This is a genomic window from Methanosarcina sp. UBA411 (genome assembly GCF_002495725.1).
In the GTDB taxonomy this organism is placed as follows: Archaea; Halobacteriota; Methanosarcinia; order Methanosarcinales; family Methanosarcinaceae; genus Methanosarcina.
In genome coordinates, this window is sequence record NZ_DAGK01000028.1 from 46,234 (window position 1) to 65,107 (window position 18,874).

Here is an 18,874-nt window from a genome sequence, read left to right on the forward strand (position 1 = left end):
AGCAACCAGATAATCGATTCACTTGAGAATCCAATCCCATTAAATCCCTGCCCTCATTTAATATTTTATCCCTTACTGAGCCTAATAATATAGAGTAAAAACCGTAAAGCGAACCTACTATAAAAAACAAAAGAAGTGAGGTAGGTAAAATCAATAATCGCTGATTGTTTTTTGCCCTGAGGAAGGGCTTTTCTCAGGAAGTTTAGGCTCCAAAATTCCAGGAACTTCCTCTCGGCTTCCGATCTGCTTAAAAATCCGGGCTGCAATTTTCGGCCCCAAAAGAGTAACCACTTTTTCAGGGTCGGCTCCTGCAAGCTCTGCTGAAGATTTGAAGCCTGCTTCATAAAGTTTCCTTGATCTCACGCGCCCTATACCTCTGATGTCGAGTAGATCCATAAGTTCGGGGGCTGCTCCGTAATGTATCCGCTTTTCAAGTTCTGCGGCTTCTTTTGCCCCTTTAAGGTCAAGGAGACTGGCGAGCTGGGCAGCGACATGCATTACCCATTCTGCAATGTCCGCAATTGCATGAATGTCACCTTCCCCGGTACCGAACTTTAAGCAAATCTCGTTTTCAGATTTTTCGTGAATCCAGTCAAGTAGAAGAAGGGAAGTTTTGACTTCTCCGAGGAACCATTCATATTCCGTAGTATCAAATGGACTGGGCACCTTTATAAACTCGCTGACATGAGCCATTACATAATCGTTGATATCCTGATAGTCTTGGTTCCTCATGTAGAGTAGACGCATGTCAGGCGTGCTGCATACCAGATGCAGTAGAGTAAGCTCGGTCAGGGTTTCTGCTTCTTTCAGGCCCTTTGCAATACGGGCAGCCGATAGTGGATCAATATATAGCCTTGAGACAAGCTTTCCGAAGTTTGTAGGAATAAGAGCATCGGTATTCTCAAGCATTTCTTCCTGACGCAAAAAATTAAGGCATTCATTCACAACCGTGGAAAGCCCGAAGTTAGAGTACTGGAAAGCGAAAAATGTTGCCTCCAGAAAGTCCATTAGTTCGTCATAAGTCCGCGCAAAACCATTGGAGATAGTAGAGAGCACATGTGTCCTGAGAGCGTTTTCAGTTCCGAGTTTGGACCAGATATCTTCGGCATCGGCCTCGATATAGTTCTCAAAAAGGAAAACAAACTCATTATAGGATTTTGCAACAAGTACAGCTTCTCCGTACGGGTCAAGTCTCGGCCTGCCTGCCCTGCCTGCCATCTGTTTGTACTCGAGCACAGGAATAGGCTGCATTCCGCCTTCAGAGGAATAGCGCCGATAACTTCGGATAATTACGCGTCGAGCAGGAAGGTTAAGCCCGGCTGCTAGAGTAGGAGTGCTCGAAATCAACTTGATTTTTCCAGCCCTGAAACCGTCTTCTACAAGCTCCCTTAAAGGCGTGGTAAGGCCTGCATGGTGAAAAGCCGTCCCTGAACGAATACAGGCTGCAAGGTTAGTTGAAGTATCAGTTTCACTGTTTTCGAGAATCTTATCTGCAATTTCTGCAAGTGCTTTCCTGTCTTCTGCTGAGAGCGTTTTTTTAACGGTTGAGGCCGCCTTTTTTGCAAAAGCCATACAGTTCTTTCTGCTGCTTTCGAAAACCAGGCACTGCCCGTCTTTCCTGAGAGTATCCAGCGCAAGGTTCACAGCTTCGTCTTTTGTGGATTGCTCAACAGGTTTTTCCCTATCTTTGCAATAGAAGGTCCCATTAAAAAATACCCCTTCAAGAAGTTCAGTAGGCCTCCATTCGCTTACTACAAGCTCGGCTTCCAGCCAGGCTGCGAGTTCGTCGGCGTTTCCTACAGTTGCAGAGAGCGCTAGGATCTGGCAGGAAGGGTTCATTTTCCGAAGCTTTGCAAGGGTAACTTCAAGCGTTGGGCCCCTATCCGGGGAATCTATGAGATGGACCTCGTCTGCTACAACAACAGAAATTTCCTGCATCCAGGCAGTCTCATTCCTGAGCAGGGAATCGGTTTTCTCAGAGGTTGCAACAATTATATCGTTTACTCCGAGCCCCTCATCACGCAGGTCATAATCCCCTGTCGAGATGCCGACCTTTATTCCAAGTTCCGAAAACTCCCGAAACCGCCGGAATTTCTCGGAAGCAAGAGCTCTAAGAGGCACGATATAGAGCGCCTTTCCTCCTGCGCGAATGGATTTCAACATTGCAAGCTCGGCAAGGAGAGTCTTCCCTGAAGCCGTTGGGATTGCAGCAAGCAGGTTTCTTCCTTCAAGCAGCCCTTTTTCCACGGCTTCGGCCTGAGGGGGATAAAGTTCCAGAATCCCGGAATCGACATAAAACCGTTTTATTTCATCGGGCAGATCGAGACTTTCTATCTTCATTGAAAATCAGAAACTCACACATTGGATAAAAAACTATTTTGGAATTGCACGCCAGTATCGAAAAATTTAGTATCTGCAGAAACCTCTTCAAAAGTTTCTGCAAAAATACTGATGTCGAATTAATTACCTGCCGAATAATAGTAATTTCCACTTTCTTTCTGTTCCCGGTCAAGCCTTGAGCCCAGATTATTCACACGCGGGCGCCTTGTTTCCTCGTCCCTGCGGAAAGTTATGCCCAAGTTTTTCAGGAATTTGTTCATACCGTTTTCCATGCTGAATGGGCCATGCGCTTCACCGTATACAGAAGGCTTGCCTTCAAAAACCACGAGTCTCTGGCTCAACATATCTATCATGTAGATATCGTGATCTACGACAAGGGCTGTCTTATTGTTATTTTCGGCAAAGCGATTGAGGACTTTTGTGACCATAGAACGTTGTTCAACGTCCAGATGGGCACTGGGTTCGTCCAGAATATAAAGGTCGGCTTCCTGGGTGAGACAGGCTGCAATCGCAACTCTTTGCAATTCTCCACCGCTTAGGTCTGTAAGAAGGCTGTCATAGATTTTTTCAAGCTGGAGTGGATTCGAAATCTCTACCTCGTAGTAGCTAGTTCCAAACTGTCTTGAAATACCGCGCAGGAAATCCTGCACGCGCACAGGGATGTCGGCTTTAATGTACTGAGGCTTGTAAGAGATTTTGACGTCTATCCCTGGATCGCCCTCATCAGGCTTGATTTCCCCTGCAAGCACCTTTACAAAAGTTGACTTTCCTATCCCGTTGGGGCCTACTATTCCGAGTACCTCACCTTCCCGAAGGCTGCCACCTGTAGCTTTTAGGGAGAAGCCATCTCCAAATTTCTTTGAGAAACCGTTAAAAGTAACTACGGACCTTAATTGGTAGTCTTCTCTCGGAGGATGGACTTCAAACTTTATGGCTTCAGGTCGTATCCTTATATTTTCTTCAGGGAGATAGCCTTTGAGGTATTGGTTAATCCCCACCCGTACACTCTTCGGAAGAGTAACCACACCAAAAGCTGCAGGCTCTCCGTAAGCAATGTGAATGACATCTGTGAGCATGTCCAGGATTGCAAGATCGTGCTCTACCACGAGCACAGCTTTGTCCTTTGATATATTCTGGATCAGACGGGCGACGTTAATTCTCTGGTAGATGTCAAGATAAGGGCTAATTTCATCAAAGAAGTAGAACTGAGCATCCTTTGCCGCACATGCTGCGATTGCCACACGCTGCAGTTCTCCACCACTCAATTCCGAGATATTCCTGTTGACTACGCTTTTTAAATCAAGATAGTCGACAAGCTCATCAAGGACTCCTCTCTCATCGGTTTTTTCGAGCAGTTCGAATGTTTTTCCTTTGAAAGCTTTAGGGATCAGGTCTACGTACTGGGGTTTTTGGGAAACTCGGACCTTACCGTCTACAACAGCTTTAAAGTAGTCATAAAGTGCAGTTCCAGCATAATGTTCAAGCACAGTGTCCCAATCGCCTTTTTCCTGTCCGAAGTTAGGGATTAAAGCTCCTGAAAGAATCTGAACGGACGTACTTTTTCCGATCCCGTTAGGACCGAGAATCCCTGTTACTTTTCCTGCCCTGGGAACAGGCAGCCCGAAAAGGGCAAAACCATTTACTCCGTACCTGTGAGTGGGTTCCGTTAGAGCTTCAGGAAGCCCTATGATCATGATGGCGTTGAAAGGACATTTGTTAATGCAAATTCCGCAACCTACACAGAGTTCCTCGGAAATGACAGGTTTTCCATCCTCCTCAAAAACAATCGTCTCATCCCCTGTTCGGACCCTCGGGCAATATTTCTCGCACTCCTTACTGCACCGTCTGGGCTGACACCTATCTTTATTAAGTATAGCTATTCTCATGATAGTCCCCAAAAATTACGTTTTTTCTTTAATTTGGTAAACAATATTAAACAGAATGTTTGCTGTGATTTTAAGCATAACCTGAGAGTAACAATGTAAGTTTTTGCTATGGTAGAAAGCTGTTATCACAGCAGGGCAATATGATAATGTAACGTTAGTATATTGAAAGAATATTGCATATATACAGCAGTCATCGGTTATGAAATGCCTGCTCTGGTATATGAACTGTTGGACTATTGCAGGCACAAAACATCAGTTAAGTAGAAGTTTAATTGGATATGCGGCCAAATTATGCAAAATCTTGTAAATTAATACACATGTTTGTGAATCAAAAAGATAAAAGCCTGTGATAAAAAACTGTATAAAAGGCCCTTAAATTTAAGAGAGCCTTTTGCAGTTCAGGAAAGGGGATTTTAATTCAGGAGGAGAGTCCAGACAACAAGGAAGAAATCAATCACTATAAACTCTACGTAGAACCAGTCCTTGAATTTGAACTCATTTGTGCTGATCTTGAGTTGAGGATAAAGAAATTTCTGTATGAAATATGTAAACCCGATAACGATCGTAAGTATAACATACCAGATCCTATCTTCTCCTGTCCCATATAGACGGAAACATAGTACTCCTGCAATTGTGCCAAGTAATGCAGCTACTATCGTCTTAATAATTCCGTCTTTATACTCCTTTTGCTTTTCCTCAGGTGTCCTTTCCTTAATAAGAGTCTTTTTCTCTGGAGTCTCGATCTTTGTTGCAGGAACTTCTGAAGTAGCCTCTTTTATTTTTGTAGGTTCCTTTCTGGACTTTGACTTCGGATTTTGCTTACTCAACCTGTATACTCTCCTGAACGGCAATTAACATTCCCGGGATATAATTGTAGTCAGGATCTAATCTCAGTTAAAAAATTAGACCTGGATTATAAGATTTTAATTTGCATATTTGGGATATTAGATTAAAATCATTATATTTAAATTATTAGAATTAAATTATTTAATAAGACTCTCAAAGTTAAATTATTGGATAAAATATTAATGCTAGATTTTACAGCTTTAAATAAATTCATTACTTAAAACATTACCGATCTGATCTATAGATATCGAATCAATTCCTATTGAATTTAAATGTTTTGAAAATTTAGAAGGTCTATTCCCTCCTGGGTGATAGACAAGAGTGATTTCAGGGGAAAGTTTCCTGACCATATTTTCAAGCCCGCAAGCATCAAGATGGTCGCTTATCCTGATTGTTGGGTAAGGGTAATCCATACGGCAACTCAATACGTATTTTTTCATGTTCCAGGGCAACTTGTCAAGGTCCCAGGGAGCAACTATGAAAACCCCATCATCTTCTTCGGAATCAAGCCCTGTCAGTTCCCCGGCATCCTCAAGCATGCTGCGGGTAAGAGCCCTTGTCCTAGCATCCATGCAAATATTGCCATCATATCCGAATCCTCTTATGAGTTCGACTGCGCGCTGGGCTTTTCCAAACTCATATGCTCCAAAGGCGACTGGCCCGTTTTCAAAAAGAGCTGATTTCATGCCTTCAAGGTCATCTGCAAAATGGCAGGAGGGGTCGGCAGGGTCTCCGTAGTTAGCTTCAGTAATAAGGACGTCGCAGGGAGGAAGATTGCTTGCATTTTTAACGTCGCCTGTTACCAGAATCCTTGTCCCTACATCGTTTTCCCAGTAAAAAGCAGTCGCACCTGCAGTATGCTCCGTGGGGAATGTCTTTACCTTTGTTCCTTCGATATCGATTTCATCCCCAAGCTTGCACATGCTACCCGCATATTTTCTATCATGCCTGATTTCAAGTGCTATAGCGGTTTTTTCCGAACAAATGGAATTGGGGGAAAGCATAGCCGATTTTCCGTGATGATCGGAATGGGCATGAGTAATCAGATAAGCATCGGGCTGAAGTTGCTTTCCCGGTGTCCTGGTAGTATCAATGGAAAAGGTGCGCAGATCCCCGGCATTGTCCCTGAACCGGAGAGAAATATGCGGTTTAAAGGTCCCGCGAGAATTACGCTGCCTGAGCGCCAGCACACCAAGATCAATCAGTTTTTTAGAAATCACGCAAATCCTTGGAGGAGATAATACTTAAGGTATTTAAGGTTAGGGAAAAACTGTAGATTAATAGAGTATTATATAAGATAAGTGTATAAAAACAAGAACATACTAATTGAAAAAATTTCACAATTTTTTCAGTGAGTATTGACAGTAACTTAGACAGTAACCATAGGAGTCAAAACTTCTCCCAAGATTATGATTTTCTTAAAAAAGATAGCAAAAGAAACTAATAAATAGGAAATCCTCTTGAAAAGGGATCTCAATTATACTTCCAGGTTTTCCCGCTTTCTCCAGATAAGCGCTCTCTAAAATAAAAGATTTGAGTCGGAGATCAGATCGCAGAAGCGCGAAAATTCGACATTTTTGCGGTTTAATCTCCAGTGAAACGCTTGGTAGCGTATCTTACTCTGTCCAAGTTCAGGCAGAGGATTCCTTGGTTATGATATAAGCAACCATTTCAGGGTTAAGCATGTTTTCCCGTGAGATCTTTGCTTCAATATCCTCAGTGGATTTACCTTCGGCTTTCATCTCCTTTATTTTTTCAGTAACTGAGGATGGAATAGTGTAGTATTCGTTAATGTCCTTCCTGTGACCCCAGACATCGCCTTCTATGAGTTGGATTCTCTGCATATCAAGGAACATTTCTATGGACTTTGAAACTGTAGCCATATAAGATTTGGGTAACTGAATTACCTCAATTTTCGGACAGGTCTCAACCAGTCCCAAAATATCCTTGTTTGAAGGCCTAAAGGCCAAGTGAACAACACGCTCATTTGGATTCAGTGTAAAGATTTCTTCTCTTGAACTAACCACTCGGATTTTCATGTTTTTCTCATCTCATTATAATTTTTTTTACGTTTTTACATTGATATAATTAGGTTATACTGACTATAAATATTTATCCCATTCAACTAACATTATTTAGATAGTATTCTAGGTTTTTAATTCACAAAGCATTTCATTAATCAAAATAATCTTATTTTACTGCTAAATTTTTTTACAAAAACTTATGTAATTATTATGATATTTATAGGATTTCAGAACTTTTCAGCTGATAATTTTAATAATTCGCATTATAGAGTAAAGTTTCCAAAATACGTAATTATTCTGCTATTGATTTCCGATTTAACAACAATTTATTGAGCTTCTATGAAGGAGCTGAGAATAACTACAAAACGTGTTTGGGAGCAAGAAAAAGGCAGTTACTCAATTTCCATCAATTTTCCATTTATGTACCCAATTAATTGGAAAAGTTTAAATGTACAATCAGGAAAAAATATTGGTTTTCGAGAAAAATACTTCAGAATGTAGCAGTAAGACTTTACTGCCCTAAATTAAGAATTAAAGAATGAGCAAGTTATAAAATCAGCACAAAACGGAAAAGAATATCGAAGCACTTTCATATAGAATAAATAAAACTTACTTACAAGAACAAAGTTTATCTATAACAGATGTAGAAAAAGATTAGCCCCAGGTTTATGGAACCCCGGGCGGTCTTTGTCAGAAAAACTGAGGGTCAGAGGATCTTATCGAGTTCCGACGCCAGTACACTACCCTGGGTAACTCCCATGAAGCGCTTTACTTCAGTCCCATCTTTCTGAATTATCAATGTCGGGACCGCGTGTATGCCGTATTTGGAGGCCATTTCTTGGTTTTCATCCACATCGACAACTTTGAACTCAACCTTATCCCCGTACTTTTTCTCAAGCTCTTCAAGAATCGGTTTTTGCATTCTGCAAGGTCCACACCATGTTGCGGAAAAGTCCAATAACATCGGTTTCATAAAATCACCTTTATATTTTGAAAGGTCTGAGACTTTCTCTGTTTTTGTTTGATCCACTCCGGGAAGCATATAGAAGAGTCGTACATATACTACCTGAAGAGGCCTGTACGACAAAGCTGCCGGAAACCCAATCCTGATGATAGGCGACATAAAAGCTGGATTTACCAAATACAGGGTCGGGACTCAATTAATTGTATATATTATCTTCGAGAATATATAACGCTTATCTCAAACTCATAGGTTTTACTGAAATGTATTCATAAGAGAAGCAAGAGTAACTTTAACTGAACTAAAGAGTTATTCCTTTTTCCCTCTACCTTTATCCCCGGTCATGCTTCTGATTATGTTACCAAAATACATACATCCTTCCATGGGGATCGTTGGCACATCTAGAGACTCATTAACCATATTTACAGGAGCGCCACGGATCAGCACGCAGGGAACTCTTTCTCCAGCTTCTCCCATAAGAAGTTCGGCAGCAGAAACAAGGTTATCTGCTACAGCCTTATATGTAATACGAAGAGGTTTTCCATAGATATCGTTGGTTCCCCGTGCGTCTTCCACAGGCACAAAGCCTGAAACTCCAAGTGCAATTCCCGAGCATCCAAGCCTGAGAGGCTGGGTCCTGCTATCCCCTATAATTACCCCCAGCTTGCATGAATAACGCTGTTCAAGCTCTTTCCGGATCTTTTCCGAACTTTTTCGTGGGTCTTCGGGGAGCAGGATCACATGACCTTCAGGGGCGTTAGAAGCGTCAATACCTGCATTCGGAGCCAGAACACCTTTCGTAATTGTAAGGGCAGCTCCAGGCACACCTCCAAAAATCTCATCGCATTCCTGAAGCACGAGTTCCATTTCCCTGGGATCGATCTCGTACTTTTCCCCAAGCACCTTTGCCCTTTCACCTGGAGTAACGCTTTCAAGCTTGACAACTCTTCTTTCCGCCGTGCCAACAGCAGATTCGGCAAGCACGAAAATATCCCCTTCAACCGGGACAAGACCCGCTTCCTCCAGGGCCGTTTCTAGAATCTGTACGATATCGTCCCCTTCCCTGATAATAGGGGTCTTAATTCCGAATATCTGAATGGAAATATTTTTTGAACTCATGTTTTACTGCCTTTAAAAACGATGATTTACTTTAGTTTCCTGAACCAGGAATCGATGATACGGCATCAAGCAGTAGAATGCTGAAGGATATTGATAAATGTATCCGAATATTAATAAATATATTAGACTATTTATATACTTATCAGAATATTCGCACTTGTTTTTAAGTATAAATAAATATATTTGAATATTAATGAATTTCTATGAATATTTATATACTTACCTTAAATTTTTGGGAAATTGTATTCTATATATAGAACTCCGAAGATAAAAACGTATCCGAAAATTTACTGGAAAACTCAAAGTAACCTTCCAGATAGATTAAAATCTAACTTGAAAACTTTCTCTTATGAGATCAATATTAGAGATGGGTCATAAGTGATTGTTTCAGTTCAGTATAACACCTTTCGAAGATAGCTTGTTCAGCTTTGATTTCCGTTATTCCAAATTCATAGAAGGTTGCAAATTCCCTTACTCTGAGTTCAAAATTATGCTGGTATTTTAAACCAGTATTGATTTTTGCCACCTGAGTATACTTGGCAGCTTTGAATACCAGCTTTGACTCCTCAAGAGATTCCAGGCTACGGGCAAATCCATTAGCTAATACCATTTTTTCCCAGTTGGCAGCCCACATAGGAGTAAGCATGAAAGTCCTCTCCCCTCTTAAATCCTTTGTTACTTCCATAAATGCTTTTTTGCCCCCAAGAGTCGCACAGATGCAATCGTCGGCGATTTCTCCTTCAGCGTCCCTGAGCAACACGAGAGGACATTTAAGATACTTAAAATCTTTTTCAACGTCCTTAAGCACGTTACCACAAAGTCCATAGAGTAAAAGCAGCCCGTCTGAGAAGAGTGCCATTTTTAGAATAGCATCATATATGTTCATTTTCAGCCTGGCACGTTGTTTCTGTCCTGTGCCCACAATTTCAAGAATGTCAAGCACAAGAATTAGCCCAGAACTCCCTTTTTGCTGTAAACTCTTGAAACTTCTGTGTGTCTCGAGATCTTTAAGAGCAATTTCCCGGCAGGGGACGCCTACTTCTCCAAACTTTCGTACAATATTCTCAGAACTCCCATTATTAAGTATTAAAATTTCGTCCACCTTTTTATCATGCTCCAGGAGATGAACAATTTCATCTTCAAAGATTTTGCATGAAATGATGCTTATTACCTTCATTGCTACCTCCTTTTCGGGTTTCTCCAATCTGGCGGAGAAATCAAAATCCATCAAATCGGGATGTCAAAAAAGAAGATAAAGTACAAACATAAAGCAAAAATCTTTTTAGGCTCTGTAGAATCCCTCCAAATTCTGATATGATTGAAGTGAAAATATTAGATGATGTACTACTGAATAGCGAGAGTTATTCTTGATTTTAATTTATGGGCGGGTATTTTGATAGGTTTTCTACAGAGCTGTTTTTGATCTTCGCTTTTTTGTTCTTATTATCCAATAATCCTCTTCTGTAGTTCCGGTCCTTTTTCAGCAACCAGGTATGTTTCCGCAGTAACTGCATCGCATGCAGCACCTGGCGGGACTTCGCATCCCGTAGAGATCACGTATCTGGACTGCATTCCGTTGTCCTTCAGAGTATTCAGGACGCCTTCCATGAGCTCCATGGTATCATCCTTAATTTTCTTGAGCCCCTCTGGAGAGTTGTCAAGGAATATTATAGGGTTTGCCTGGCCCATAAACATTGTTTCCTTGCCATGGTTGGTGATGAGGTACCTGTAGTCCTTCGACCCCTTGTTAGCTTCATGGGGGTAGTAAGTATAGCTGTACGCTTTAGCTTCCCACTTGTGGATAAGATCCCAGTGCGGGGCATCAGCACAGTTGTGGATAATTACAGGCTTGTTGTATTGCTTATAGAGAGGCGCGATTCTGTTTTGCATGATCTCACCTTCGGTCATCATGTATTCATCGGCACTCATGATGAAGTTGTTTGTCCAGAGGGTAACCATACAGAGGTTGTCAGGCTGGGCTTCTTCAAACATCATTTTCATGACGTTCTCTACATATTCGGTAGTCTTTTCAAGCCCCTTCTTCACGACATCTGGATTTGTCTTGATATCGGCGAGGACGCGAGATGCACCCATGATCTGGGTAAGGGCAATCATCGGGCCTTCGATGAGTGCGGTCATCGGGGCATTCAGGCTGTGAGCCTTTTCGGTCGCAAGCTTGTTGCCCATAATCAGGTTATAGGCACGGGTGCCTTCCTTAAGCTCCGGGACCTCTAGTTTCTCATAGTCCTCAAGGTGTCCCTTTGCAGCCGGCGTGTCCTCTTCCGGATATCGTATATCTGCGCCAAAATCGGCAGCATCTACACAAAGGTCTGTCAGGCCTATGAAAGTGTCCATGTTGAAATACTTGATACCCGTGTAGACACATTCCGCATACTTTTCGGCGTTGGTTGAGTAATCCTTGTAAGTGCAGGGCACAAACTTCCTTGATACTCCACAGGCAAGAGGCGCGGTTGGCAGCCTGTCGACTTTTTTGTCATCAAAGGCGGCTGTGAACCGCTCAGCCTTGGTCATGGCTGATACGAATTTCGGCACAACTGAGTCGAATTCTTTCATGACTTTTTCAGCAGTAATCCTACCAATATCCACAGCGGCTTTCGGAGCCTTTGCAGCAAGGATCTCTCTATATTTTCTCCTGGAAAGCGCAATCTGCTGGTCGCTCCACCTTTCCTCAGTTGGTGGAAGTGCCTTTACTGCTTCAAGCGCCCAATCAGTTGCCGAGCTTGCATCATACCTCATCGCATCGGCCCCGATTTCCTCTGCAAACCTTTCCGAAATTGGAGCTCCTCCAACAATGACCTTTACTGCGTCCCGGATCCCCTCTTCCTGAAGCATTTCTATGACCCTTTCCATGCCTGTCATGGTGGTGGTCATAAGTGAACTCATGGAAATGATATCGGCCTTATTCTTTTTTGCAGCTTTGATAAACTCTTCCAGGAGCACATCGGATCCAAGGTCAATTACCTTAAAACCGGCAGCAGACATCATTGTCTTTACAAGGTTTTTCCCGATATCGTGCACGTCCCCTTCAATTGAGCCTATCACAACAGTTGCAGGTTTTTCCGCACCCTCGATCTTCACATGAGGTGTCAGGATATCCATTCCGGCATACATTGCAGTGGAAGCAATGAGCAACTGAGGGACAAAAGCCTCTCCCTTATCGTATTTTTCGCTTACTATCGACATTCCCTTGGCAAGCCCATTAATTATCGCTTCATAGGCATCTACCCCTTCATCTAGAGCTTTGCGTGCCAGTTCTTCTGCAAGATCTTCATCACCTTCGATAACAGCATTCGCTAGCTCTGTTAATATTTCTTCTTTTGTCAGTGTATAACCCCCTCAAAGCAATATTTTAGAAATTAGATTCTAAATTTTTTTGATGTTTCCCATATAATGACATGAAAAAATCATGTGGCAAAAGTCAGCAATTATACAAGATATAAGATTCGTAAATATAAATATTCTCATGATAAAAATACAGGAAAGTAAACCTTGAATCAAAAGCAGGAGAATGAAGGAAATCTCAAAAGACAGGAAAGAAAAACGGGTTTTATATATTGAGTTCTTACTTTTTTAGCCTAATCTCATCAACCCGCAGCATGCTGCAGGCAGTTTCGGTAGCGGAAACGATAGCCAGCTTTTTGATGCTCGCAAGGTCATAGACAAAGGGTGCATCTGCCCGAACTTTGCCTGATAGGTCGATCCTGGCTTCCTCCCCCCTGCTGTAGCTGGCAGCTATTTCGGTCATAGCGTCCAGCGCGTTCATTCCTGCATTTCGAGCCAGAGCTTTTGGGATTTCTTCAAGGGCATTCGCATACTCGAGCACAGAAAGCTGTTCTTTGCCTTCAAGGATAAGCGCATAAAGCCTTAGCATCTGCGAAAGGTCAAACTCGGCCCCTCCTCCACCTGTGACGATCATTTTGTTCCTGTAAAGGAAAGCCGCACTATTCAGGGCATCATCCACAGCTTCCTCTACCTTCCTCAAGTTATATTTGACAGGTTCCCAAACCAAGATGCTCATAATAGGCTGGTTCTGGACCCGGATAAATACAAAGTTCTCATGACACTTCTTTATAACTTCTAGGCTGTCAGCTCTGCCCAGCCTTTCTGGGGCAAGCTCATCGCTGATGACCATGATTTGAGTCCCTGTAGCTTTAGAGAGTTTTTCCAGGTCCTTGAGTTTGAGTTTTTTAAAGAGCAGAATGCCCTTCCGTGCCAGGGCCTCCTCTATGCGTAGGTCTACATTCCCCTCACAGAAGACCACATCTGCCCCACTTCCGATTATTTTGTCTGCAAAGCCCCGAAGAATATCTTTCTGCTTATCTCTGAAGCTATAGGCGGTCTCAAGGTTCCGAGCCATCTTATCATGCCTGGGGCTAAGGTACTCGCTTTTGAATTTAAGGTCATAATTCAGGATCAGGAGGGAAGGTTTGTTGAAATTCCGGGGCATATCGGGCCTTGCAGGAGATTCGTCCATTATCAAACCTTCAAGGTAATCAACCTCAGGCCCCCCGGATTTTTGGAGAATTTTTATATTTTCGTTCAGGTCCAAACACCCCTCAGGAGAGAGGCAGTTGAGGCGTTCGACCACCCTGAAAACCACGTGTGTGAGCTCTTTTGCAAGCCCCGGCTGCATGCCCTTACTAAGAGCAGCCCCCAGCACGACAGCATAGCTTTCCTCATAAGATTTTGCAGGCCTGCTGCTGTATTCCAGTAACTCGTAAGCCTTGTAAAGTGCAAGCCGATACCCTCGGACAACCGTATTTGGGTGAACTCCGTTCCGGATAAGTTTGACCCCATTTGCGATAAGAGCAGCCGCCAGGATCACAGCAGTTTTTGTCCCATCCCCACAGGCTTTGTCCATAGATTTTGCCAGGTTTTTCAAAGCCGTTACGGCAGGATGAAGGATGTCAATTTCTTCCAAGATAGTTTTTCCGTCACTGGTTACAACGATTTCGTTTACCGGATTGATGATTAGCTTGTCAAAACCTTTTGGGCCAAAAGAAGAGCAAAGAAGTCTGTTAACTTCCCCGCATACCATTTCAAGGTGGCGGGTTAGTTCTTCTCCTTTCACGGGCCCTTTGATCCCAATTTTTTCCCTGATACTTTCAGCCAGCTGGTCAAAAACAGTATCTGGAACTTCCTGTGACATTTTTCCGGCCGTTGCATTAGACTTAATAGATATTTGCGGGGCAGGCTTGATTTTAGATGCCATTTATTCCCACCTCAGAAGTGTTCCGATTCCAATTGCGAAAGTCTTGTTTCAACAGGCTGATCCAGAATCGGTCCCATATTAGCCTGTTTAAGATCGAAATGAATCCTGTCAGGTCCCGCCTGTAGGCAGCCATATGTTCCTCCACAAGACTTCGCGCAAGCCCACGCCCGTACTCAAGTGCCGCCTTATAGTTCCCGAATGTCATCCGCGCTCAGGTCGATCATGTTAAATCCAATCGCAGTAAGCATTATCTTAACAAATTTCTTGTCAATTTTATATAACTCCCCGAGGTTATATTCAGTTGAATATTTCAGGATTTTGAACTTTCTCCCACAGAAAATAATGGTATAAATTTATTGTTAATTACAAAGAACTATTACCCGCTCAATTAATATATATTATCAAATTTTATAAACATTTTCTGTAGGAAAAAAGGAGAAAATTAATGATATAAGATATAAAATAGACAAAACAGGAAGTTTTAAAACTTAAAGAAAAGGAAAAGAAACCTCCCATTTAAAGTGAATGTTTTTGTATTTCGTTACTTCCCTGAAATTCCAGCCATAGAAAGCAATCTTGGAGTATTTTTATGAGAGCCTACAGGCATAATGTGAACCCCTCTGGAGAGTTTCATAAGCTCTTTTATAGTTTCTGAAGCTATGGAAAGGCCTTCCTCTATCGGATCAGGTGCATTTTTTATGCGAAACATGATATCTTCAGGCACACGAATTCCCGATATATTCTTATTCATGAATTCGGCCATACCCAGGGATTTGAGAGGGATCAATCCTGCAATTACAGGCACTTCAAGGTGGCTTATAGCCTCCATAAACTCCTCAAACATACCCACATCATAGACTGCCTGAGTCTGGATGAAATCAGCTCCACATCTGACTTTCTTTTCAAGCTTTATGAGTTGTAGAGGTTTTTCAGGGTCTATGCCAGAAACCGCTCCTGTACAGAAAGAAGTCCCTCCGTCCAGCCTGTTTCCTGCAAAATCAATGCCTGAATCAAGTTTTTTGACAATTTGTAGGAGCTGTACGGAATCAAGGTCGTATACAGGCTTTGAACCAGGATGATCTCCGCAAGAAGGAAAATCCCCTGTCATCAGGCAGATATTTCGGATACCCAGAGCATGCGCTCCCAGAAGATCAGACTGAAGTCCGAGCCTGTTCCTATCTCGACAGGTGAGCTGCATAATAGGCTCATGTCCTTCGTCAAGAAGAAGCTTGCTAAAAGCCAAGGAACTCATATGCATAATTGAGCACTGATTGTCCGTAACATTTATAGCATCTGCAATGCCTTTGAGCTGACGAGCATCTTCTAGAGGAACTGAAAATCTTGTGCCCTTAGGAGGGGAGACTTCAGCAGTAACCAGAAATTTGCTGGAATTCAGTTTTTCACGAAAATTAAAAAGCATTGAGTAACAATATTAGTAATGAAATTATTTAAAGCCATGCTCCTAACGGGTTTAGCAACTTAAAGAAGACTAGGTCTTTTGATTATTACAGCGTTATTGGAAATTTGAAAACCTTGAATCTATAAAGACTAGAGATAATTAAGGCTTTGAGGCTATCAAAACTCTAAAGTCAGGAAAGGCGTTTTTAACCTGAAAAAAAGAGATAAATAAAAAATGAAGAAATAAAAACTGTAAATGAGGTTAATCAGCTCTATGTTCCTGGGGGGCATGGACCGTGTAAAGAAGATCAAGCCTCTTGATTTTTTTCAACCTGTTGTAAATCAAAGTCCATACACAATCGTTCTCTCTGTTGACTTCACACATTCCGTCAATAGCTCCTCCACAGGGTCCATTTAGAAGTCCTTTCGGGCACCGTGATTTAGGGCAGATTCCTCCAAATTCACCGATTGTGCATTTTCCACACATTATGCACTGCTCTGAGAGCAGCTTGCCCTCGCTCGAGCCTCCCAAAGAAAGCGTATCATTTGAGCCAAGTACGGGCACATCCGTTACATTGGCAACCGTTGAGACTCCGCTACCGCAGCCCATCACCAGAATGCAGCGAGCTTCATTTATTTTTTCATTTTTCTGGACCAGGGAGTCAAAAGATCGGATGCTACAAGCTGCAGTGGGGAGAGCCCACCCTACTACATGCTTTCCGCTTTTCTCGAGCTGTCTGATCATCTCAAGCACTTCGGGTTCTCCACCGGTTTTAAGTTTTGCAGCACAAACATTGCATCCAATAATGAAAATCTCATCTTCATCCTTTAACAGGGCCAGGATTTCCTCAAGGGGTTTCGCTGAAGTTATAATCATGACTACCTCAAATATCGATATTCCAGATCGCTACGCTTTGCAATACATTCGCGGATCATTTCGGCAATAAGTGGAAGGGAGCGCGCTTGGCCTTCAAGTTTCCTAGAAAGACGCCCGAGTTGAAGTAGAGTTCCCATTACAAGCACATCAGTCATTTCAGTTTCATGGGAAACCGCATTCCTTGTCAGGGCTGCATCCCCTCCCCGGGCAAGTATTTCTTGTTTTATTATCAAAGCCTCTGTGGTTGTAAGATTACGAATTTTCAGCATAAGATGGATGCTTTTACCCTGCATTACCTTTGAGCCTGTAGTGGTAACCCCAAGTTTCCGCATTGAAATAGCTGCATCCTGTGGTGTCTTTACCTCAACCACAGAGACCTCATACCTACCTTCTTTTACTATACTTGGTCTACTCCTGATAGCTCCTGAAAGCTTTACAACATCAGCGGTCTCAGGTACATCATGCGTACGGACGATATGGGCACCTTTGTAAACTGCAATAGCTGCTGCAGCCAGACTGCCATAGAGCCTTTCAGTTGCAGGTTTTCCAAGTACATCTCCTATGAAAGATTTTCTAGAGACAGCTGCTAACAAAGGTTTTTCAAAAATTTTAAGGCGTTCAAAATCGTCAAGAGTCTCAAAGTCATAGATGGAAAGTTTTTCTTCGATCCACCTACCGGATGCAGGGTCAAGTATGAGCTTTTCCGGATTTATGCCGCCTGCCTCAGCAGCCTGTATTATGGAGTCAAGGGATTCGATAATGGCATCCATCCCAAGGGGATCACCTGGGATTTTATTTGAGGCCATGACAACAGCAGGGCATCCATAATCTGCCACTACTTTAATCATCCTGGGGTCTGCAGTAAAGCCGGAGACGTCATTTATAATTTCAGCTCCTCTTTTGAGAGCTTCTTCCGCAATTTCAGGAAACATCGTGTCTACAGAAATTACCGCATCCACATTGCCCTCCAGCGCTTCAAGCACTGGCAGAATACGTTCAAGCTCCTGTTTCCTGCTAATGGGCTCAGCATGTATCCAGGTAGAACGGGCTCCGAGATCCAAGAAGGTTGCTCCTTCTTCAACCATTTTCAGAGCTATTTCAAGTGCTGAATCCGGTTTTATGACCGAATTTCCATAAAAAGACTCAGGGCTAAAGTTAATAATGCCCATTACATGTGCAGGATATTGATCTCCTATCTTTATACCGCAGATTTCAGTATCAACAACCATTTTTGACAACCAGACTATGTAAGTTTTAATTTAAATAATGCCAGTCGGAGCTTGAGGGACATTGGTAAACAGGTATTGATGGAAACAAGCTTCAAAGGGCTTCCTCATCATCGGAAATTTCAACGATATGCCTTTAGATGGCGAAAACTTACTATATTATCGCTTCTTATCGCATTTCGTAAAAATCTGTTTATTTTACCGCAGAAGCTTCCATATAGGGGAGTTTTACTTGATATATTTGATATATTATCAGGATTAGATAAATAATCACTGTAATCATATATTAATTAATATATATAACCTGAGTTTATCAGGTATATTTGATTAAGGCATGTTTAAGATACGTTAAATCAAGTATTAAGCTAAGATATAAGCTTCATTTTGCCGACCAAACATTATATAATAATAAAATTTATAGATTTAAATTAAATAATCAACTCAAATATTATTGACAGTAAACCTTATTGTAATAATATAAGCTTCAATAATACATAAAAATATTGATGTGTAGGATTAATATCATACAATTAGGAAAGCAATGTTGTACGTTAATTAATAGATTGTCTATAAAAACAACTACTAGAACTATAAACTTGCACGATCGAGAGACTAAGGTTGATTTTCCGGATCTGGCACAATTGGGAAAAACAACTTTTCTTGCTTTAGTATAAAATAGGTAAAAAATAAAAAGTATAGACCTTAAACTGAAAGTCCAATGCCTTAACTCACTAATTCATAATCGACGCTTTGGATCAAGAATTCAATGCCTTGACTTGATTTTCAGTAATATAACACTCGAATTCCAAGGTTACTATAATCATACAGATATCATACTGATTTTTTCAGAGGGATACTGATTTTATTAAATCTAGCTGTCTTAAAAATTGAACCATTGAAGGTTTTGGTAACTTTCACATTACCAGGAAAATAAAAATGGCATCAAAAATAAAATTCAAAAATA

Annotated in this window: 14 protein-coding genes; all 14 read right to left on the bottom strand. The window is 41.9% G+C overall.

Annotated features, from left to right (window positions below):
• Positions 1–150 precede the first annotated feature (150 nt).
• Positions 151–2,340: an ATP-dependent DNA helicase gene (locus BP861_RS10285; protein WP_292375106.1), complete on the bottom strand. Its 2,190-nt coding sequence runs from the start codon at positions 2,338–2,340 to the stop codon at positions 151–153.
• Positions 2,341–2,459: 119 nt separating this feature from the next.
• Positions 2,460–4,226 (bottom strand): ribosome biogenesis/translation initiation ATPase RLI, encoded by a 1,767-nt coding sequence (locus tag BP861_RS10290; RefSeq protein WP_292375109.1) that lies wholly within the window; start codon positions 4,224–4,226, stop codon positions 2,460–2,462.
• A gap of 413 nt (positions 4,227–4,639) precedes the next feature.
• Positions 4,640–5,053, bottom strand: coding sequence for a hypothetical protein (locus tag BP861_RS10295; RefSeq protein WP_292375112.1), 414 nt, complete (start codon positions 5,051–5,053; stop codon positions 4,640–4,642).
• A gap of 219 nt (positions 5,054–5,272) precedes the next feature.
• A complete protein-coding gene (locus tag BP861_RS10300; protein ID WP_292375114.1) occupies positions 5,273–6,292 on the bottom strand; it encodes an MBL fold metallo-hydrolase in 1,020 nt (339 codons plus the stop codon).
• A 411-nt stretch (positions 6,293–6,703) separates the two neighbouring features.
• Complete coding sequence (locus tag BP861_RS10305; protein ID WP_292375116.1) at positions 6,704–7,111, bottom strand: DUF1699 family protein; 408 nt, start codon at positions 7,109–7,111, stop codon at positions 6,704–6,706.
• 691 nt (positions 7,112–7,802) lie between these two features.
• Positions 7,803–8,069: a thioredoxin gene (gene trxA / locus BP861_RS16120; RefSeq protein ID WP_011307280.1), complete on the bottom strand. Its 267-nt coding sequence runs from the start codon at positions 8,067–8,069 to the stop codon at positions 7,803–7,805.
• A 297-nt stretch (positions 8,070–8,366) separates the two neighbouring features.
• On the bottom strand, positions 8,367–9,176 hold the full coding sequence (gene cofE / locus BP861_RS10315) for a coenzyme F420-0:L-glutamate ligase (protein ID WP_292375119.1): 810 nt from the start codon (positions 9,174–9,176) through the stop codon (positions 8,367–8,369).
• 361 nt (positions 9,177–9,537) lie between these two features.
• Complete coding sequence (locus BP861_RS10320; protein WP_292375122.1) at positions 9,538–10,353, bottom strand: DUF1638 domain-containing protein; 816 nt, start codon at positions 10,351–10,353, stop codon at positions 9,538–9,540.
• A 266-nt stretch (positions 10,354–10,619) separates the two neighbouring features.
• The gene (locus tag BP861_RS10325) at positions 10,620–12,521 is read right to left on the bottom strand and encodes a uroporphyrinogen decarboxylase family protein (protein WP_292375473.1); all 1,902 of its coding nucleotides are present in this window, start codon (positions 12,519–12,521) and stop codon (positions 10,620–10,622) included.
• A gap of 238 nt (positions 12,522–12,759) precedes the next feature.
• Entirely contained in the window at positions 12,760–14,409 is a 1,650-nt protein-coding gene (locus BP861_RS10330) for a TCP-1/cpn60 chaperonin family protein (RefSeq protein ID WP_292375125.1), read from the bottom strand.
• Entirely contained in the window at positions 14,399–14,614 is a 216-nt protein-coding gene (locus BP861_RS10335) for a hypothetical protein (protein WP_292375128.1), read from the bottom strand. The genes BP861_RS10330 and BP861_RS10335 overlap by 11 nt, the downstream gene beginning before the upstream one ends.
• 336 nt (positions 14,615–14,950) lie before the next feature.
• Positions 14,951–15,829 (bottom strand): methylenetetrahydrofolate reductase, encoded by an 879-nt coding sequence (locus tag BP861_RS10340; RefSeq protein ID WP_292375131.1) that lies wholly within the window; start codon positions 15,827–15,829, stop codon positions 14,951–14,953.
• A 240-nt stretch (positions 15,830–16,069) separates the two neighbouring features.
• Positions 16,070–16,684, bottom strand: a complete 615-nt coding sequence (locus tag BP861_RS10345; RefSeq protein ID WP_292375133.1) for a methylenetetrahydrofolate reductase C-terminal domain-containing protein — start codon at positions 16,682–16,684, stop codon at positions 16,070–16,072.
• A gap of 2 nt (positions 16,685–16,686) precedes the next feature.
• The gene (folP, locus tag BP861_RS10350) at positions 16,687–17,913 is read right to left on the bottom strand and encodes a dihydropteroate synthase (protein WP_292375135.1); all 1,227 of its coding nucleotides are present in this window, start codon (positions 17,911–17,913) and stop codon (positions 16,687–16,689) included.
• Between the last annotated feature and the right edge of the window lie 961 nt (positions 17,914–18,874).